Source organism: Sphingomonas sp., from assembly GCF_041661825.1.
In the GTDB taxonomy this organism is placed as follows: Bacteria; Pseudomonadota; Alphaproteobacteria; order Sphingomonadales; family Sphingomonadaceae; genus Sphingomonas.
In genome coordinates this window covers 801008-818766 of record NZ_JBAZTU010000002.1, presented here as the reverse complement: position 1 = coordinate 818766, position 17759 = coordinate 801008, and the positions used below count along the sequence as shown (strand labels likewise).

The 17759-nt window shown below is 64.8% G+C and carries 18 protein-coding genes; 9 read left to right on the top strand and 9 right to left on the bottom strand.

Going from position 1 to position 17759, the window contains the following annotated elements; translation table 11 throughout:
- Positions 1 to 58: 58 nt before the first annotated feature.
- Positions 59 to 1303 carry a TetR/AcrR family transcriptional regulator gene (locus tag WC729_RS11195; protein ID WP_372852616.1) on the bottom strand — a complete coding sequence of 415 codons (1245 nt, stop codon included), beginning with the start codon at positions 1301 to 1303 and terminating at the stop codon, positions 59 to 61.
- 141 nt (positions 1304 to 1444) lie between these two features.
- On the opposite strand from WC729_RS11195, the gene WC729_RS11190 reads away from it, so the two are divergent.
- The 5 genes from WC729_RS11190 (at position 1445) to WC729_RS11170 (ending at position 6580) form a co-directional block, all read left to right on the top strand.
- Entirely contained in the window at positions 1445 to 2722 is a 1278-nt protein-coding gene (locus WC729_RS11190; RefSeq protein WP_372852614.1) for an acyl-CoA dehydrogenase family protein, read from the top strand.
- The gene (locus tag WC729_RS11185) at positions 2722 to 3804 is read left to right on the top strand and encodes a Zn-dependent alcohol dehydrogenase (RefSeq protein WP_372852612.1); all 1083 of its coding nucleotides are present in this window, start codon (positions 2722 to 2724) and stop codon (positions 3802 to 3804) included. Before WC729_RS11190 ends, WC729_RS11185 begins: the two co-directional genes overlap by 1 nt.
- Positions 3801 to 4874, top strand: a complete 1074-nt coding sequence (locus tag WC729_RS11180) for a phosphotransferase family protein (protein WP_372852610.1) — start codon at positions 3801 to 3803, stop codon at positions 4872 to 4874. Before WC729_RS11185 ends, WC729_RS11180 begins: the two co-directional genes overlap by 4 nt.
- 16 nt (positions 4875 to 4890) lie before the next feature.
- Entirely contained in the window at positions 4891 to 5655 is a 765-nt protein-coding gene (locus tag WC729_RS11175; RefSeq protein WP_372852608.1) for an SDR family oxidoreductase, read from the top strand.
- 124 nt (positions 5656 to 5779) lie between these two features.
- Positions 5780 to 6580 carry an SDR family NAD(P)-dependent oxidoreductase gene (locus WC729_RS11170; RefSeq protein ID WP_372852606.1) on the top strand — a complete coding sequence of 267 codons (801 nt, stop codon included), beginning with the start codon at positions 5780 to 5782 and terminating at the stop codon, positions 6578 to 6580.
- A gap of 320 nt (positions 6581 to 6900) precedes the next feature.
- On the opposite strand, the gene WC729_RS11165 is transcribed toward WC729_RS11170, so the two are convergent.
- On the bottom strand, positions 6901 to 7314 hold the full coding sequence (locus WC729_RS11165) for a helix-turn-helix domain-containing protein (RefSeq protein WP_372852604.1): 414 nt from the start codon (positions 7312 to 7314) through the stop codon (positions 6901 to 6903).
- A 69-nt stretch (positions 7315 to 7383) separates the two neighbouring features.
- Between WC729_RS11165 and WC729_RS11160 the strand changes: the two genes are divergently transcribed.
- The 4 genes from WC729_RS11160 (at position 7384) to WC729_RS11145 (ending at position 9395) form a co-directional block, all read left to right on the top strand.
- The gene (locus tag WC729_RS11160) at positions 7384 to 7653 is read left to right on the top strand and encodes a helix-turn-helix domain-containing protein (RefSeq protein WP_372852602.1); all 270 of its coding nucleotides are present in this window, start codon (positions 7384 to 7386) and stop codon (positions 7651 to 7653) included.
- Positions 7654 to 7799: 146 nt separating this feature from the next.
- Entirely contained in the window at positions 7800 to 8102 is a 303-nt protein-coding gene (locus WC729_RS11155; protein WP_372852600.1) for a hypothetical protein, read from the top strand.
- A gap of 71 nt (positions 8103 to 8173) precedes the next feature.
- The gene (locus WC729_RS11150) at positions 8174 to 8884 is read left to right on the top strand and encodes a TonB-dependent receptor (RefSeq protein ID WP_372852598.1); all 711 of its coding nucleotides are present in this window, start codon (positions 8174 to 8176) and stop codon (positions 8882 to 8884) included.
- Between the two features lie 100 nt (positions 8885 to 8984).
- Positions 8985 to 9395, top strand: a complete 411-nt coding sequence (locus WC729_RS11145) for a DUF1810 family protein (RefSeq protein ID WP_372852596.1) — start codon at positions 8985 to 8987, stop codon at positions 9393 to 9395.
- A gap of 1 nt (position 9396) precedes the next feature.
- On the opposite strand, the gene WC729_RS11140 is transcribed toward WC729_RS11145, so the two are convergent.
- From WC729_RS11140 to WC729_RS11110, 7 genes are read right to left on the bottom strand one after another with little or no spacing between them, the layout of a single operon-like run.
- The gene (locus WC729_RS11140; protein WP_372852594.1) at positions 9397 to 10287 is read right to left on the bottom strand and encodes an acyl-CoA thioesterase; all 891 of its coding nucleotides are present in this window, start codon (positions 10285 to 10287) and stop codon (positions 9397 to 9399) included.
- The gene (locus WC729_RS11135) at positions 10287 to 11414 is read right to left on the bottom strand and encodes an acyl-CoA dehydrogenase family protein (protein WP_372852592.1); all 1128 of its coding nucleotides are present in this window, start codon (positions 11412 to 11414) and stop codon (positions 10287 to 10289) included. The genes WC729_RS11140 and WC729_RS11135 overlap by 1 nt, the downstream gene beginning before the upstream one ends.
- 47 nt (positions 11415 to 11461) lie before the next feature.
- Positions 11462 to 12643 carry an acyl-CoA dehydrogenase family protein gene (locus WC729_RS11130; RefSeq protein ID WP_372852589.1) on the bottom strand — a complete coding sequence of 394 codons (1182 nt, stop codon included), beginning with the start codon at positions 12641 to 12643 and terminating at the stop codon, positions 11462 to 11464.
- Positions 12644 to 12647: 4 nt separating this feature from the next.
- Complete coding sequence (locus tag WC729_RS11125; protein ID WP_372852587.1) at positions 12648 to 13085, bottom strand: VOC family protein; 438 nt, start codon at positions 13083 to 13085, stop codon at positions 12648 to 12650.
- Entirely contained in the window at positions 13082 to 14395 is a 1314-nt protein-coding gene (locus WC729_RS11120) for an amidase family protein (protein WP_372852585.1), read from the bottom strand. The genes WC729_RS11125 and WC729_RS11120 overlap by 4 nt, the downstream gene beginning before the upstream one ends.
- Positions 14392 to 16422, bottom strand: coding sequence for a 3-hydroxyacyl-CoA dehydrogenase NAD-binding domain-containing protein (locus WC729_RS11115; RefSeq protein WP_372852583.1), 2031 nt, complete (start codon positions 16420 to 16422; stop codon positions 14392 to 14394). Before WC729_RS11115 ends, WC729_RS11120 begins: the two co-directional genes overlap by 4 nt.
- Before the next feature lie 58 nt (positions 16423 to 16480).
- Entirely contained in the window at positions 16481 to 17701 is a 1221-nt protein-coding gene (locus WC729_RS11110; protein ID WP_372852581.1) for a serine hydrolase domain-containing protein, read from the bottom strand.
- Positions 17702 to 17759: the final 58 nt, after the last annotated feature.

Here is a 17759-nt window from a genome sequence, read left to right as displayed (position 1 = left end):
CTCCTTGCGGCCTCGCTGCCAGCGGAGCGAGGCTGTTGTCCAGCCTCAGCCAGTTTTTTCAGAGGTCCAGTACCCGATCGTCGAACAGCCCGAACGCCAGGGTCGAGGCGTAGAAGGCGACGGCCTTCTCGCGCGGCATGGTGCTCGCCCATTTGCGCATGTCGAAGGCGGCGTTCTGCAACGCCATCAGCGCCTGCGATGCGACCAGCGCGTCGACCGGGCGGATCGATCCTTCGGCGATCCCGTCCATCATCGTGCCCGCATAGCGCCGCGCGATCCGGTTGGAGCGCTCGACCATCGCGCGCCGCACGGTGCGCGGCAGGCCCGACAGCGCCGTGGTCCGCAGCAACGGCCCGCGCTCGGAGAATTGCACGTCGAGCAGAGTCGCGATCGTGCCCGTCAGCCGCTCCCAATGGCTCCCGCCGCGCTCGTCGGCGAGCTGCTGCGCATCGGCGATCGTGTCGAAGCTGCGCTTGTAGCAGGCGATGACCAGATCGTCCTTGGCGTCGAGATGATGGTAGAAGCTGCCCTTGGTGACGTTCAGCTCGGACGCGATCTTCTGCACCGACGCGCCGCGATAGCCGAGCTCGTTGATCAGCCGGGTTGCCGCCAGCAGAAAGGCCTCGCGCCCGGGCTCGGGCTCTTCATGCTCGAGGTTGATCAACTGGGGCGCCCAATTCTGGTTCGGCCCGGCAATGCCGTGTTCGAACACGTCCATCAGCCGATCCTCGATTCGGCCGAACTGGTCGAGCTCGTACCGGACCAGCCAGAGCGGCAGCCAGAAGGTATTCTCCAGCAGCACATGCGCGCGGGCACCGTGCAGGTCGGTCTGGGCACGGTTCGCTGCGGGGCCAAACAGGTTGCGCGTGGTGCGGAACACCCGCTGCCAGCTGGCGAGCAGGCGGCTGCGCACCGGCTCCTCCATCGCGCGCAGGTCGGACAGCACGGCAAAGGCCTGTTCTTCGCCGCGCTCGATGCGAGAAAAACGCTCCATGTTGAGCGCCAGATAATGCGCGACTCGCGCCTGCGGCGTGGCCTTTTGCTGCGATTCGTCGAGCATCGCCTGAAGCCGGTCGAGCGTATGCTCGAAACAGGCAGCGGCCAGATCCTCCTTGCGCTTGAAATAATAGGTGACGCTGGTGGTGTTCAGCCCCACGCGCCGCGCCACATCGGCGAAGGTCATGCCCTTCGCGCTCTGTTCATTGATCGCTTCGGCGGCGGCGGCGAGAATCGCATCCCGCTTGGCGCGGAACCGCTTCGTGCCTGCCTCCTCCTCCCCCTGGACGTCTTCGGCAGCTTGCATGACCGAAACTGTAACATCTTCTTTTCGAAGAGACAGTGTTTTTTCTGCGCGCCCGTTCGACTGCGATTTCGGCCGCAAAGGCGCTTTACCGAAAACGCGGTACGGTCTAACGCCCATGGAAAGAGCGATGGAGGATGCACCATGGATTTCACGCTGAGCGAGCGCGAGACCTATTTTCGGGACCGCGTGAAGACCTTCATCGACCAGAATATCCGGCCGCGGCAGCACATCTATGACGAGCAGTCGCATGAAGGCGAACGCTGGAAGGTCATTCCCGTCATCGAGGAGATGAAGGTCAAGGCACGCGAGGCGGGGCTGTGGAATTTCTTCATGCCCCCACACTCCGGCCAGAGCCATGTCGACGACAGCTTCGAGTTCGAAGGCACGCAGCTCACCAACCTCGAATATGCGCTCTGCGCCGAGGAGATGGGCAAGGTCGGCTGGGCGTCCGAATGCTTCAACTGCTCCGCGCCCGACACCGGCAATATGGAGGTGTTCCACCGCTACGGCACGCGCGAGCAGAAGGAAGAATGGCTCAAGCCGCTGATGAACGGCGAGATCCGCTCCGCTTTCCTGATGACCGAGCCGGCCGTCGCCTCGTCCGACGCGACCAATATCCAGACCTCCATGGTTCGCGACGGCGATCATTATGTGATCAACGGCACGAAATGGTGGTCGTCGGGCGTTGGCGATCCGCGCTGCAAGGTCGCGATCGTCATGGGCAAGACCAATCCGGAGAGCTCGCGCCACAGCCAGCAAAGCCAGGTCCTGGTCCCGCTCGATGCGCCTGGCGTGACGATCAAGCGCATGCTTTCGGTTTACGGGTATGATCACGCGCCGCACGGCCACGGCGAAGTCGAGCTCAAGGACGTGCGCGTTCCGGTCGAGAATCTGCTGCTCGGCGAGGGCCGGGGATTCGAGATCGCGCAGGGCCGCCTCGGGCCGGGCCGCATCCATCATTGCATGCGTACGATCGGCGTCGCCGAGGTCGCGATCGAGGCGATGGCCAAGCGCCTGCTCAGCCGTGTCGCCTTCGGCAAGCGCATCGCCGATCATTCGATCTGGGAACAGCGCATCGCCAAGGCGCGCATCGATATCGAGATGACCCGGCTGCTCTGCCTCAAGGCCGCCGACATGATGGACAAGGCCGGCAACAAGTCGGCCCAGCTCGAGATCGCGATGATCAAGGTCGCGGCACCCACCATGGCGCTGCAGATTCTCGACGACGCGATCCAGGCGCATGGCGGCGGCGGCGTCAGCCAGGATTTCGGGCTGGCCCATGCCTGGGCCGCGATGCGCACCCTGCGCTTCGCCGACGGGCCGGACGAAGTCCACAACCGGGCGATCGCCCGCAACGAGTTCGGGAAATACGCTGACCTGCCAGAGGCAATCGCCGCCAAAGAGGCGGTGCGCCGCTGATGAAAGCCGCCGTCCTTTTCGAGCCGAAGACGCCGCTCCGCATTGAGGAGATCACCGTCTCCAACCCCGGTCCGCGCGAAGTGCTGATCCGGACCGTCGCGGTCGGGGTGTGCCGGTCCGATCTGCACTTCGTCGACGGTGCCTATCCGCACGCACTGCCGACGATCCCGGGTCATGAAGCGGCGGGCGTGGTCGAGGCGGTCGGCAGCGACGTCTCGACCGTCAAGGTCGGCGACCATGTCGTGACCTGCCTGTCGGTGTTCTGCGGCCACTGCGAATTCTGCGTGACCGGCCATATGTCGCTGTGCATCGATCCCAGCGTGCGCCGCCCCAAGGGCGCCCCGCCGCGTCTGATGATGGGCGACCAGCCGATCGCGCAGATGCTCAACCTGTCGGCTTTTGCCGAACAGATGCTGGTGCACGAGCATGCCTGTGTCGCGATCGACCGCGACATGCCGCTCGACCGCGCCGCACTGATCGGCTGCGCGGTGACGACTGGGGCAGGGGCGGTATTCAACACCAGTGACGTGACCCCGGGCGAGACGGTGTGCATCGTCGGCTGCGGCGGGATCGGCCTCGCCGCCGTCAACGCCGCGAAGATCGCCGGTGCCGGCAAGATCATCGCGCTCGATCCGGTGCCGGAAAAGCGCGCGCTCGCCGAAAAACTCGGTGCTACGCATTCGATCGACGCGCTGTCCGATACGGCGGCCGACCAGGTGGTCGAGATCAGCAGGGGCGGCGTGCATCACGCGATCGAGGCGGTCGGCCGGCCGCAATCGGCCGCGACCGCGGTCAAGGTGCTCCGCCGCGGCGGCACGGCGACGATCCTCGGCATGATGCCGCTCGGCGAGAAGGTCGGTCTGTCGGCGATGGATCTGCTTGCGGGCAAGAAGCTCCAGGGCGGGCTGATGGGCTCGAACCGCTTCCCCGTCGATATCCCGCGCCTGGTCGATTTCTACATGCGCGGGCAGCTCGATCTCGACACGATCATCGCTGACCGCATGCCACTCGAAAGGATCAACGACGCGTTCGACGAATTGCGGCAGGGCGATTCGACGCGGTCGGTGATCACTTTCGCATGATCGGGCGCGAGGACGCGAACATCACCATGGTCGGGACCATCCCGGTTCCCGAAGACGACACGATCGATCCGCGCGCGGTCGATCGCTGGATGACCGGCCACACGCCGGGCTTTGCCGGCCCGGTCGCCTTGTCGAAATTCAAGGGTGGCCAGTCCAACCCGACCTACCGCGTCGACACGCCGAGCAAGAGCTATGTCCTGCGCCGCCAGCCCTTCGGCAAGTTGCTGCCCTCGGCGCATGCGGTCGACCGCGAATATCGGCTGATCGCCGGGCTGCACCCGACCGGCTTCGCGGTGCCAGCGCCGTTCGGCCTGTGCCAGGATCCCGAAGTGATCGGCTCGATGTTCTACATCATGGAGCTGGTCGAAGGCCGCAACCTGTGGGACGGCTCGCTCCCCGGCATGGCTCCCGAGGGCCGGCGCGACATTTACAACGCGATGGTCGATACGCTCGCCGCGCTCCACAACACCGATTATGTCGCAGCCGGCCTCGGCGAGTATGGCAAGCCAGGCAATTATTTCGAACGCCAGGTCGCCCGCTGGACCAAGCAATATCGCGCGTCAGAGACCGAGCACATGCCCGATGTCGAGGCGCTGATCGACTGGCTGCCGCGCACCTTGCCGGAGCAAACGCGCACCTCGATCGTCCACGGCGACTATCGTATCGACAATATGATCTTCGCTGCCGACGAAGCGCGGGTGACCGCGGTGCTCGACTGGGAGCTGTCGACGCTCGGCGACCCGCTCGCTGACTTCTCCTATTTCCTGATGAACTGGGTCACCCAGCCCGAGGGCCGATCGGGCGTGATGGGGCTGGCCGGGCCTGAAACCGGCATCCCGACGATCGAGGATATGGTCGTGCGCTATTGCAAGGCGACGAAGCGTGACGGCGTGCCGCAGCTCGACTGGTATTTCGCCTACAACCTCTTCCGGCTGACCGGCATCGTCCAGGGTATCAAGAAACGCATCGTCGACGGCACCGCATCGAGCGCCCAGGCGGCAAAAACTGCCGAGCGTGTGCCGGGGCTCGCCTCGGCCGCCTGGGGCTTCGCGAAGCGGGCAGGGGCCTGACGAAAAGGAAAAGAGGATGAGCCAGTTCGATCTGACCGGGAAGGTCGCCATCATCACCGGCTCCTCCAAAGGGATCGGCAAGGCCAGCGCCTTCGAGCTGGCCGAACATGGCGCCAAGGTCGTCATCTCCAGTCGCAAGCAGGACGCCTGCGATACGGTCGCCGCCGAGATCAATGCGCGCTACGGCATGGGCACTGCCATCGCGGTCGCCGCCAACATCTCCGACAAGGCCGGGTTGCAAAACCTGGTCGATGAAACGCGCCGCGCGTTCGGTCAGGTCGACGTCCTCGTCTGCAACGCTGCCTCCAATCCCTATTACGGCCCGCAGGAAGGGATCGCGGACGATCAGTTCCGCAAGATTCTCGACAACAACATCGTCTCCAACCATTGGCTGATCTCGATGGTCGCGCCCGAGATGCGCGCGCGCCGATCGGGGTCGATCATCATCATCTCCTCGATCGGGGGCTTGCGCGGATCGCCGGTGATCGGCGCCTATTGCATCTCCAAGGCAGCCGACATGCAGCTCGCCCGCAACCTCGCGGTCGAATTCGGGCCGGACAATGTCCGCGTGAACTGCATTGCGCCGGGCCTGATCAAGACCGACTTCGCCCGTGCGCTGTGGGAGGACGAGAAACTGGCCGAGCGCCGCAACGCGACGACGCCGCTGCGCCGCATCGGCAATCCGGAGGAAATCGCCGGCGGTGTGGTATTCCTCGCCTCGTCGGCCAGCACGTTCATGACGGGTCAGACGATCGTGATCGACGGTGGTGTGACAATCTAGACCACCCGTCACCCCGGACTTGTTCCGGGGTCCACGGTGCCGCGCGTGCGCGGCTTGAGTTTTGAATGCCGGGCCCAGCCGCCCGGTGGATGCCGGAACAAGTCCGGCATGACGGAGGAAGAAGATGGCGCGTTTCACCGGCAAATCGATCATCGTCACCGGCGCCGGGTCGGGCATCGGCCGCGCCGCCTCGCTCCTCTTCGCCAGCGAAGGCGGCCAGGTGATCGCCGCCGACAAATCGGACGCGGTGTTCGAGACAGCGGACCTGATCGACAAGGCCGGCGGCACTGGCCACGCCATCCAGATCGACGCCGGAACCGAGGAAGACGTGATTCGCGCCGTGACGGTCGCGTGCGAATATTATGGCGGGCTCGACGTGATGTTCGCCAATGCCGGCATCTCGGGCGGCATGGCCAATATCTTCGATACCGATGTCACGCTGATCACCGAAGTGCTGCGCGTCAACCTGATCGGACCCTATCTCGCGATCAAGCACGCCGCCCCGAAGATCGCGGAACGCGGCGGCGGGGCGATCGTGCTCACCGCGAGCGTCGCGGGCATCCGCTCCGGCGCCGGCAGCCCGGCCTATTCAGCGTCCAAGGCCGGCGTGATCAACCTGGCGATGGTCTCCGCCCAGCAACTCTCGGGCTCGAACGTCCGGGTCAACGCGATCTGCCCCGGCCTGACCGAGACCGGCATGACCAAACCCACCTTCGATTACGCGCGCGAGGCCGGGAAGATGGACCGGGTCGGCCGCCTCAACCCACTGCGTCGCGGCGCCCAGCCCGAGGAGCTGGCCAAGGTTGCCGCCTTCCTCGCCTCGGACGATGCAAGCTACGTCAACGGCCAGGCCATCGCGGTCGATGGCGGCCTGTCGTCCAGCCATCCGGTGATCCGCCAGGAATATGGCAAGACCGCCGTCTAGGGCGCCTTGGCATTCGGCGGCGGCTCATGGGTTGATTCAACATCTCCCCGAACGATGGCAATGTACGATCCGTCGGCCCCTTGGGGGGGCGTCGGCTCGCTCTTTCTCAGCTTCGATTGGTGAATTCCTGCTGGCTGATAGCTGGCTGTTCCTTGGCTGTTATTCGATAACAGCCAGCATCGTCGCAAGCGTTTGAAAGCGCACCGTAAATTCGGGGTCAAAATCCAACATAACAGCCACAAAAAAATAAAAGTCAGGAACAGCCAGCAAACTTCATCTTTGTTGGATGCCACCCTTGCCTCTGAGCAGCTGTCCGGCGCTCAATTGTCGCCCTCGCCCCTGAAAGCCGGGCGCGGAGCGTGGAGCGTGCGCGACGGGCGTTCTACCGGCCGCTCAGCGTCCGCCGCCTTGCCGGTGAGGCTCGCCAGCATCGTCATGATCGCGTCGCGCTCCCGTGTGTCGAGCTTGGCGAACAGGTCGATCAGGAGCCGTTCCTCATCTCCCTGGCTTCCGTCCTCGCGCCGGCCAGTGAGGATATAGCCGATATCCACGCCGTGCCCGGCCAGCCGGTAGAGATATTCGACGGTCGGGGCGGTCTTGCCGGTCTCATACGTGACCTGACTGTTCTTCTTCACGCCCCCCAGTGCGGCGAAGTCCTGCTGGTTCGCGGCCATGAGAATCCGCATTTCGCGCAGCCGCTCGCCAAACCTGCGAAGTTGCTCGTCGCTGTTCATCGCGTATTGCGTGGCACGTAATTTCGGTATAAGTTTGAAATATCGGTCCATGGTTCACGGTATGACGTGATGTCGCTTGAGGGAATGCACAAGGAAGACGTCAAAGCCGCCCTGCGCAAGAGGTTCGGCTCCGTTGCGGCGTTCGAGCGGGCGCATTCGCTTGCCACACAGTCCGTTTCCGAGGTCCTCAGGGGTCGGCCGAGCAAGCGGACGAGCGACGCCATCAAGCGAGTGCTGCGGGAGCAGGCGAGGGCAGCCGAATCCATAACTGCGGTTGATACCGACGTGCCGCCCGCATTTCATCGTCTAAATGCCGGGAACCATCGGGTGGCTCCGTAAGTACATGCCCTGCATCGACTCGAAGAGGGGTGCATTGGTACGAAAATCCAGCAACTGGCGCGGTGTGGTCCATCTTGCAAAACGTTCCGCCCGGCCAGCGTTTCATCTCCCGTTCATCGCCCAAATGCAGAGATTTGCCAGCTATGATGACAGTGCACGCCAATGATCTCGACCACGGCCCGCTCAGCGACTCCGAAAGGGCGGCGTTGCGTGCCCTTCACCGTGGCTGGCGTTTCGGCGTCGACACCCAGAGCGAGCAGAGCCTCGAGCGGCGCGGGCTGCTGACGGTCAGCAACTGGCAGGTCGGCGTGCTTATGTTCCATGAAATGCCCTTTCTCACCGATCACGGCGCGCGGATCGCTGCCCGGCTGGTTGAGGAACAGGACTCGATGTCTGGCCGGCGCCACCTGCCGCCGGGATTCTCGGTCATTCAGGGCGGCCTCGCATAAGCCAGCGCATCGGCGGCGATTGACAGTATCGCGCCGTACCAGCACCCTCTCGCCAAATCGGGGAGGGGCGCATGAATATCCTGGCAAAGGCACTTGTTTCCTTGACCTTGGTCGCGGGTGCGGCACCGGCGGTCGCGCAGGAGATCGTCGTCACCGGCTCGCTGCTGCGCTCGCGCGGTCTCGTCGATGTCGCGCCGTCCATGCCCTCGGTCACGATGCGCCGGATGGCCGATTTTGCGGTCCAGCGCGTCACGCTGACCGGCGATACGCGCGAGGCCGCGCGCCGGCGCGACGAAATCTATGCGATGGTCCGCGGCGCGATCGACCTTCAGGGCAAATATGGTGTGGAACTATCCACCGGCACGCTGGTCGTGGAGCCGCTCACCATCGCCAATTATCGCGATCTGCCACTTGAGAAGGACGATGACGACCGCGCCGATACCGAGACGACGACCTTCCTGGTCAAGACGAGGCTCGCACCCGGCATGGACGCCAAGGCAGCGCTCGATCGCATCACCAAATTCATCGCCGCAGTGCCGAGTGTCGGCCGGGCCGAGTTGAAGGCCGACGGCGACATGACCTTGTCGGTGGTGAAGCCCGAGCAATATCGCGGCGCGATCGTCGATCTGATCGCAGCGGATTCCGCCGCCAATGCGGCCAAATTCGGGGCGGGGTACGGCGTCGAGGTGCGCGGTCTCGACCGGCCGGTCGAATGGGCGCGGGCGAGCTTGACCGAGGTCTTCCTGTATCTGCCGATGAGCTACACAGTGCGCCCGAAATAGCCTCGACGGAGAGGTGGCCCTGCACCCTCGTATACTACCCCCGGCGCGCCCTTTCGGCGAAGGTCGCGGCCGTGAGGCCATCCAGGGGAAGCATGCCAAGATGAGCGACGACTATGATCTGCAGCGTTTCCTTGCGGCGCAGGAGGGCGTGTATGACGACGCCCTTGCCCTGCTTCGCGGCGGGGCGATGTGTTCGGACAAGATGGACTTCATCTTCCCGCGCCTGCTCGACGGCGATCCCTATGGCATCGGCTCCCTGGATGAAGCGCGCGCCTATCTCGCCTTCCCCGTGCTCGGCGGACGATACCGCGAATGCGTCGAGGCGCTGTCATGGTTCTCGGACGAGACGCCGGCCATGGTCTTCGGCGATCAGGACGCGAAGAAGCTGCATTCCTCGCTGACCCTGTTCGGTGAGGCAACCGCTGAGCCGCTGCTGCGCGCCATGCTCACCGTCTGGTTCGACAACCGCGCCGATGAGGACACGATGACGCGGATCGACCTCGTTCCCTGAACTAGTCGCGCACCCGCATCAGCCCTTCCTGCGCGACGCTCGCCACCAGCCGCCCGTCGCGGTTGTAGATGCGGCCGCGGTTGAAGCCGCGGGCATGGCCGGCCCAGGGGCTGTCGCAGGAATAGAGCAGCCAGTCGTCGGCGCGGAACTCCTCGTGCAGCCACAGCGCATGGTCCAGGCTGGCGGTTTGCACGTTGTGCGTCATCCAGTTGATCCCGTGCGCCAGCATCGAGGTGCCGAGCAGCGACATGTCCGATGCATAGGCCAGGATCGCGCGGTGCATCGCGGCATCGTCGCCGATCGGCGCGACCAGCCGGAACCAGCTATCCTGCTTCGGCTCCTGCTTTACCGGCCTGAACCAGCTCCGCGGATGCACCGGCCGAATCTCGATCGGCCGCGACCGCAGCATGTGCCGCCGGAACTTCTCCGGGATCTCGTCGATCATCTCGCGACGCAGTTCGACATCGGACTTCAGCTCATCGGGGCCCGGCACGTCGGGCATCTTGTCCTGATGGTGCAGCCCTTCCTCGGGAACCTGGAAGCTGGCCGCCATATTGAGGATCGGCTGCCCCTGCTGCATCGCGATCACCCGCCGGGTCGCGAAGCTGCGCCCTTCGAAGTCACGCACCACGCGGAAGATGATCGGGAAATCCTCGTTGCCCGGCCGCATGAAATAGGCGTGGAGCGAATGCGCGATCTTGGGCGCATCGGTCGATCGCTGGGCTGCCTGCAGCGCCTGCGCGATCACCTGTCCGCCGAACACGCGGCCCACGCCGCCGGGCTGACGCTTGCCGCGATAGAGATCGGTGTCGATCTCCTCGATTTCGAGCAGATCGACCAGCCCCTGGGCGAGCGCTTCAGGGGGCATGTCGGGCGGGGTATTGAGGTCCATCAGTAGCCCGCCGCCCGTGCGAGCTTGTCGGCATGGAAGTTCGCATCGCCGAACATCTCTGCCAACACCCGCGCGCGCTTCATGTAGAAGCCGATGTCATATTCGTCGGTCATGCCGATGCCTCCATGCATCTGCACGCCTTCCTGCACGCTGAGCGTGGTGGCAAGTGCGGTCATCGCCTTCGCGACTGACACCGCTGCATCTGCCTTGTCGTCACTGGCGTCGAGCAGCTGTTGCGCCTTGAGCACGGCGGCACGCGCGACCTCCATCTCCGAATAGAGATGCGCTGCACGGTGTTGCAGCGCCTGGAAGCTGCCGATCGTCACGCCGAACTGCTTGCGCTCCTTGAGATAGGAGACCGTCATGTCCATCGCGCCGCCACCGACACCGAGTAGTTCGGCCGACGCGCCGGTGCGCCCCGCCGCCAGCAATCGCGCGAGGGGATCGCGGCCTGCATCGACTTCGCCGATCACGGCATCGGCGGTCAGCTCGACCCCGTCGAACTCAAGGCGCGCCGCGATGCTCGAATCCGCCAGCCGTTCAGCCTCGGCACTCAGCCCCGCCGCGCCCTTCTCGACCGCGAACAGGGTGATGCCGTTCGTGTCGTCGGTCGAACCAGCGGTACGCGCGGCAACGATGATCAGGTCGGCGACATGGCCGTGCGTGACGAATTGCTTCTTGCCCGACAGCCGGAAGCCATTGCCGGACCGCTCCGCCTTCAGCGCGACGTTGTCACGGTGCTTGGCACCCTCGTCGATCGCCAGTGCGGCCACGGTCTCGCCGGCAAGGATGCCCGGATACCAGCGCCCCGCCTGCGCGCTGCCCTTCAACGCCTCGACCGCCGCGACTGCGGTGGACAGGAAGGGGGACGGCGAAAGGTTGCGGCCGATTTCCTCCAGCACGATCCCGGCATCGACATGGCCAAGGCCAAGCCCGCCATCATCCTCGCCGATCAGGATGCCGGTGAAGCCCATCTCGGCAAAGCTCTTCCACAGATCGCGAGAAAAGCCCGCCGCATCCTTGTTATCGCGCAGCTTGCGCATGTGCGACACGGGCGCATGCTCGGCGACGAAATCGCGCGCGGTATCGCGAAGCATCGTCTGTTCGTCGTTCAGATAGAGAGGCATTTCATTTCCTTCTTCCCTCCCGTGAAAGCGAGAGGGGACTGGTCCGGTCAGTTGCTCGGCAGATCCAGGATCCGCTTGGCGATGATGTTGAGCTGAACCTCGCTGGTGCCGCCCTCGATCGAGTTCGCCTTGGTCCGCAGCCACGCCCGCGCGCCGGCGCCGCCAGAGGACCGTTCGCTCTCCCATTCGAGCGCGTCCGATCCGCCCGCGGCCATCATCAGCTCATGCCGGCTCTTGTTCAGCTCGGTACCGTAATATTTCATCATGCTCGGCTGTGCGGGATGCGCGCGCCCCGCCTTCAGCTCGTCAATGAATCGCTCCGACATCATCCCGAACGCCTTGGATCGAACCTCGAACAGCGCGATGCTCGCCCGCAGCAGCGGGTCGGCGAGCCGTCCGTCATGATCGAGCCCGACCGTCGCGATCGCGCCGTCGATCAGCGGATTGCCGCCCACCGAGCCAAGGCCCATGCCCGAGATCATCTCGCGCTCATGCCCGAGCAAATACTTGGCGACGTCCCAACCCTTGTTCTCGTCGTGCACGCGTTGCGACTTGGGCACCGCCACATTGTCGAAGAAGGTCTCGCAGAAGGGCGAATAGCCGGAGATCAGCAGGATCGGCTTGGTCGAGACGCCTTCGCTCGCCATGTCGAACAGGACGAAGCTGATGCCGCCCTGCTTGGTCGTCTTGTCGGTGCGGACGAGGCAGAAAATCCAGTCGGCCTTGTCGGCGTAAGACGTCCAGACCTTTTGTCCGTTGACCAGATAATGGTCGCCCTTGTCCTCGGCCGAGGTGGCGAGCGCCGCCAGGTCGGAGCCGGCATTGGGCTCCGAATAGCCTTGGCACCAGCGGATCTCGCCGCGCGCGATCTTGGGCAGATAGTCGAGCTTCTGCTCCTCGGTGCCGTATTTGAGCAGCGCCGGGCCAAGCATCGAAATGCCGAAGCTGTTGAGCGGATTGCGCGCCCGGATGCGCCCCATCTCCTCGCGCAGGATCTTGGTCTCGGCCGGGCTCAGCCCACCGCCGCCATAAGCCTTGGGCCAGTCGGGCACGGTCCAGCCGCGGGCGCCCATCCGGTCCATCCAGGCCTTTTGCGCCGGCGTCAGCATGCTCTGGTCGCGACCGCCCCACACGGCGTCCTTCTCGGAACGCACCGGCTCACGCATCTCTGGGGGGCAATTCTCTTCCAGCCACGCGCGCGTCTCGGCGCGGAATTGGTCGTCGCTCATTACGTCACTCCTTCGCGGCTGCGGGCCGCTTGAACTGGATCATCTCGATTTCGTGGCCCTCGGGATCGCGCACAAAGGCAAGGCGCATCCCGGGCAGGTCGAGCGGCGCGCGCATATCCGTTGCGCCATTGGCGAGAGCATGGGCATAGGCCGCGTCGACATCGCTGGTCAGGAAACCGACCGGGCCATGGCCGCTGCCGATCTCGATCTCCCGGCCATCGGTCCAATGGTAGAGGACGAGCGTGAACTGCTCGCCCGGCAGCGACAGCATCGCTTCCTCGATCCCTGGAATCCGGATCCGCTCGCCGCGCTGCTCGAAGCCGAAAGCGCGCGCGTAGAAATCAGCCATCGCGTCGATGTCGCGCACCACCAGCTTGAAGAAATTCAGCCGAAAGCCGAGCGCGGAAAGCTCAGGCGAAACGGCTTGCGCTGCACTGCTCATCCGATGGCTCCATCGACAAGCCGGGCGACGGCAATGGCGGTGTGGTCGCGGTTGAGCCCGGCGATCACCTGCATGCCGATCGGCAGCCCTTCGGCGGTCTTGCCGATGGGCACCGAGGTCGAGGGCAGGCCGGGATAGGTAGCGAGGCCAGGCCAGGCGAATTGCAGGGCAAAGGCAGTCTGCTCGCCATCGACCGTCAGCGTCCGGTGGCGCAGATCGGTATCGTCATGCGCGAAGGCCGCGCTGCCCAATGCCGGCGCGAACACCACATCGAAGTCCTCGAACAACCGGGTCCAGACGCGGGTATTGCGCGCCTGGGTGTCCATCATGTCGAACCATTGCGGCAAGGTCGTCGCCGCGCCACCTTCCGGGGCGACACCGCGCGCCATCGCGATGGCGAGCATGCGCATATAATCGCCCTGCTGCTTCGCAAGATCGGGCAGCAGGTCGGTCGACCGCGAGACGACGGCGCCCGCCGCCTCCAGCCTGGATGCCGCATTCTCGATCGCCGCGACGATCGCGGGCTCCGCCTTGGCGAGCGGATGCTCGGTCAACAGCAGGATACGCAGGCCTCGCGGGCTTTCGATGGTCGATCGCGGCTGCGGCACATCGGCGACGAGATCGAACGCCAGAGCCAGATCGGCTCCGTCACGCGCCATCGGCCCGATCACCGACAGGACGACGCGCGCGCCGTCAGTACCAGGGAAGAAATGCCCCTCGGTCGACAGCACGCCGAAGGTCGGCTTGTGCCCCCACACGCCGCAGAAATGTGCCGGCACCCGGATCGACCCGCCAATGTCGGAGCCATATTCGAGCGGCACCATGCCGCTCGCCAGCGCCGCCGCCGATCCGCCCGAGGAGCCGCCCGGTACGCGGCCATGATCGTGCGGATTGTTGGTGCGGCCGTAGATCGGGTTGACCGATTGCAGGTCGGCCAGGCTGACCGGCACATTGGTCTTGCCCAGGAACACCGCGCCCGCCGCTTTCAGCCGCTGGACCGCCACCGCATCCTTCTGCGCGATATGGCCGCGATGCGCCTCGAAGCCCCAGGTCGTCGGCAACCCGGCGATATCGTAGCTTTCCTTGATCGTCATCGGCACGCCAAGCAGCGGCGCGGTATCGCCGGCTGCCAACCGGCGATCCATCTCCGCCGCCTGGTGCCGCGCCCGATCGAAATCGCGCACGACGACCGCGTTGATCGGCCCGTCGCGCGCCTCGATGCGGGCGATCGCCGCTTCGCATTCGAGGAGCGCGGTCGTCTCGCCGGAGCGGATCGCCGCGGCGGTCTCGAGGGCCGAGCGTTCGCTCAATTGAACCGCCCGCCGCTCTCCGCCTTCTCCTTGAGAAGCGGCGCGACCTTGAAGCCGTGCTTCTCCAGCCCGGCGACGACCTTTTTCAGGCCCTCGGTATCGGCCCAGAACATCGGCCCGCCGCGATAGACCGGCCAGCCATAGCCATAGATCCACACCACATCGATGTCCGACGCGCGCTGCGCCATCTTCTCCTCGAGGATCAGCGCGCCTTCGTTGACCATGGTGTAGAGCGTCTTCTCGATGATCTCCTCATCGCTGATCTCGCGCTTGGCGAGGTTCGATTTGGACCGGAACTCCTTGATGATCTCGGCGACCCGAGGGGAAGGCGTCGGGTTCCGCTTCTCGTCATAATCATAGAAACCCTTGCCGGTCTTCTGGCCCCAGCGGCCTTCGGCGGCGAGTGCGTCGCGGATATTCTCGATCCGCGTCGGGTCGCGGTGCCAGCCGATATCGACGCCGGCGAGGTCGCTCATCTGGAACGGGCCCATCGGCATGCCGAATTCGACATGGACGCGGTCGATCTGCTCGGGCGTCGCGCCTTCCATCAGCAGCTTGTTGGCTTCGACCTGGCGCGGCATCAGCATGCGGTTGCCGATAAAGCCGTGGCAGACGCCCGCCACGACGGCGACCTTCTTGATCGTCTTGGCGAGCGCCATCACCGTTGCGAGAACGTCAGGCGCGGTCTTCGCGCCGCGTACCACTTCGAGCAGCTTCATCACGTTCGCGGGCGAGAAAAAGTGCATGCCGAGCACATCATCGGGCCGCGAGGTGCTTGCCGCGATCTCGTCGATATTGAGATAGGAGGTGTTGGAGGCAAGGATCGCGCCCGGCTTGGCGATCGCATCGAGCTTGCCGAAAATCTCCTTTTTCACGTCCATATTCTCATAGACGGCCTCGATGATGAGGTCGCAGTCCTTGAGCGCCTCGAAATCGAGCGTCGGGTTGAGCGCGCCCATCGCGGCCTCGACCTGCTCCGGCTTCATCCGCCCCTTGGCGGCGCTCGCTTCGTAGTTCTTGCGGATGGTGCCGGTGCCGCGGTCGAGCGCTTCCTGCGCCATTTCGACGATCGTCACCGGAATGCCGGCGCTGAGGAAGTTCATCGAAATACCGCCACCCATGGTGCCGGCGCCGATCACGCCGACGCGCTTGATCGGACGCAGCGCGACGTCGGCGGGCACGCCGTCGATCTTGGCTGCCTGGCGCTCGGCGAAGAAGATGTGGCGCTGCGCGGCGGACTGGACGCCCATGATCAGCTTCATGAATTCCTGGCGCTCGAAGGCCACGCCCTCGGCATAGGTCGATCCATCCGACGCCTTTTCGACGCAGGCGATGTTCGCGGCCGGTGCCTCGAAGCCGCGGAAGCGCTTGGCATTCTCCTTCTTGAACGCGGCGACTGCGTCCGGATCGGGCGTTGCGGTCTTCTGGCTGGCGCGGGGCAGGGGAGTCGTGTCGGCGACCTCGCGCGCAAAGGCAATCGCGTCGGCCTCGAGGTTGTCCTCACCGGCGAGCTTGTCGATCAGGCCTGCATCGAGCGCACGCTTGGCCGAGATCGGATCGCCCTTGGCGGTCATCTCCAGCGCGAGCGGAACGCCGGCGATGCGCGGGATGCGCTGCGTGCCGCCGGCACCAGGGAGCAGGCCGAGCTTCACCTCGGGCGTGCCGATCTTCGCCGAGGGCACGGCGATGCGGTAATGGCACGCCAGCGTTACCTCGCAGCCGCCGCCGAGCGCCGTGCCGTGGATCGCCGCGACGATCGGCTTATCCGACGCTTCGATCATGTCGACCAGCGTCGGCAGTCCCGGCTCCTGCATCGGCTTGCCGAATTCGGTGATGTCGGCGCCGGCGAAGAAGGTGCGCCCGTCGCAACGGATCACCATCGCCTTGATGCTGGCATCGGCCAGGCCTTCCTTCACGCCTGCCTCAAGGCCCTGGCGCACGGCGGCGCCGAGCGCGTTCACCGGCGGGTTGTTCGAGATGATGACCAACACTTCGTCATGGCGTTCGGTACGGATGGGGGAAGTCATGAGTCTCTCCTGCAATTTCGAATATCGGTTCGCCCTCCTGCTTGGGATGGCGGATGGATCAGGTCAAAGCCGAATAAATCATCGTCTTCAGCTCGCGACGAATGGGGTAGACGTTGGACGGGCTCATCTGGGTCATGAACACCATGGTCAGCCGCTCGACCGGGTCGATGAAGAAGGCGGTCGAAAACATCCCGCCCCAATAATATTCGCCGACCGAACCCGGGATCATCGAGCGCGCCACATCGATATTGACCGCGAAGCCCAGCCCGAAGCCGGTGCCGGCATTGGCTGCCTCGCTGAACAGCGATTTCGACATGCGAGACAGGTCCGATCCGCCGGGCAGATGATTCTGCGTCATCAGTTCGATCGTCTTGCGCCCGACGATCCGCGCGCCGTCCAGCTCGCCGCCGTTCAGGCACATGCGGCAGAAGCGGTGATAGTCGAGCGAGGTCGACACCAGCCCGCCGCCGCCTGAAACGAGCCTGGGCGCGCGGCTCCAGGCACTCTCCGCGCCGCGGTCATACATCACGCGACCCTTGCCGGGCACGAAGGTGTAGCAATCGGTCAGCCGGTCGATCTTGTCTGCCGGCACGTCGAAGAACGTGTCGTCCATCTTCAGCGGCGCGAAGATGCGGGTCCGGAAGAACTCGGCCAGCGGCAAGCCCGAAACGCGCTGCACCACCGCGCCGAGCACATCGGTCGACACCGAATAATTCCAGGCCTCCCCCGGCGAGAATTCGAGCGGGATCTGGCCGAGCGCGGCGACGAACTGGTCGAGGTCGAGATTGCCGTGCCAGTTCTCGATCTTGCCTTCGCGATAGGCGGCATCGACGTTCGACCGGTTCTGGAAGCTGTAGGTCAGCCCCGACGTGTGCCGCAGCAGGTCGACCATGCGCATCGGCTCACCCGTGGGCTTGGTCTGGAACGGCACGCCGGCCCCACCGCCATTGTAGACGCCCAGGCCCTTGAACTCGGGGATGACGTGATGGACCGGGGTGTCCACCGCGACCTTGCCCTCCTCGACCAGCATCATGAAGGCGATCGAGGTGACCGGCTTGGTCATCGAGGCGATGCGGAACAGCGACGATTCGTCGATCGTCTTGCCGCCTTCCCGCGCGGCGCCCAGATTGGCGAAATGCACGATCTCGCCGTTACGGCCGACGAGCAATTGGGCATTGGGAAGCTTGCCTGAATCGACATAGCGATCCTGCAGGAACGCATCGATCCGGGCGAGCCGAGACGCATCGAAACCCTGCGACTCGGGCTTGGCGATCTTCATGTGTTGCCCATACCCCTCATTCGAAACATGATCTTTCCTATTGCCTTGAGCGGCGCGC

Excerpts from the sequence above, each read along its gene's own strand:
- WC729_RS11125 (WP_372852587.1), bottom strand. The coding sequence starts at position 13,085 with ATGAGCAGTGCAGCGCAAGCCGTTTCGCCTGAGCTTTCCGCGCTCGGC.
- WC729_RS11130 (WP_372852589.1), bottom strand. The coding sequence starts at position 12,643 with ATGAGCGACGACCAATTCCGCGCCGAGACGCGCGCGTGGCTGGAAGAG.
- WC729_RS11185 (WP_372852612.1), top strand. The coding sequence starts at position 2,722 with ATGAAAGCCGCCGTCCTTTTCGAGCCGAAGACGCCGCTCCGCATTGAG.
- WC729_RS11190 (WP_372852614.1), top strand. The coding sequence starts at position 1,445 with ATGGATTTCACGCTGAGCGAGCGCGAGACCTATTTTCGGGACCGCGTG.
- WC729_RS11175 (WP_372852608.1), top strand. The coding sequence starts at position 4,891 with ATGAGCCAGTTCGATCTGACCGGGAAGGTCGCCATCATCACCGGCTCC.
- WC729_RS11140 (WP_372852594.1), bottom strand. The coding sequence starts at position 10,287 with ATGGACCTCAATACCCCGCCCGACATGCCCCCTGAAGCGCTCGCCCAG.
- WC729_RS11155 (WP_372852600.1), top strand. The coding sequence starts at position 7,800 with ATGACAGTGCACGCCAATGATCTCGACCACGGCCCGCTCAGCGACTCC.
- WC729_RS11195 (WP_372852616.1), bottom strand. The coding sequence starts at position 1,303 with ATGCAAGCTGCCGAAGACGTCCAGGGGGAGGAGGAGGCAGGCACGAAG.
- WC729_RS11135 (WP_372852592.1), bottom strand. The coding sequence starts at position 11,414 with ATGCCTCTCTATCTGAACGACGAACAGACGATGCTTCGCGATACCGCG.
- WC729_RS11180 (WP_372852610.1), top strand. The coding sequence starts at position 3,801 with ATGATCGGGCGCGAGGACGCGAACATCACCATGGTCGGGACCATCCCG.
- WC729_RS11160 (WP_372852602.1), top strand. The coding sequence starts at position 7,384 with ATGTCGCTTGAGGGAATGCACAAGGAAGACGTCAAAGCCGCCCTGCGC.
- WC729_RS11110 (WP_372852581.1), bottom strand. The coding sequence starts at position 17,701 with ATGAAGATCGCCAAGCCCGAGTCGCAGGGTTTCGATGCGTCTCGGCTC.
- WC729_RS11150 (WP_372852598.1), top strand. The coding sequence starts at position 8,174 with ATGAATATCCTGGCAAAGGCACTTGTTTCCTTGACCTTGGTCGCGGGT.
- WC729_RS11115 (WP_372852583.1), bottom strand. The coding sequence starts at position 16,422 with ATGACTTCCCCCATCCGTACCGAACGCCATGACGAAGTGTTGGTCATC.
- WC729_RS11170 (WP_372852606.1), top strand. The coding sequence starts at position 5,780 with ATGGCGCGTTTCACCGGCAAATCGATCATCGTCACCGGCGCCGGGTCG.
- WC729_RS11165 (WP_372852604.1), bottom strand. The coding sequence starts at position 7,314 with ATGAACAGCGACGAGCAACTTCGCAGGTTTGGCGAGCGGCTGCGCGAA.
- WC729_RS11145 (WP_372852596.1), top strand. The coding sequence starts at position 8,985 with ATGAGCGACGACTATGATCTGCAGCGTTTCCTTGCGGCGCAGGAGGGC.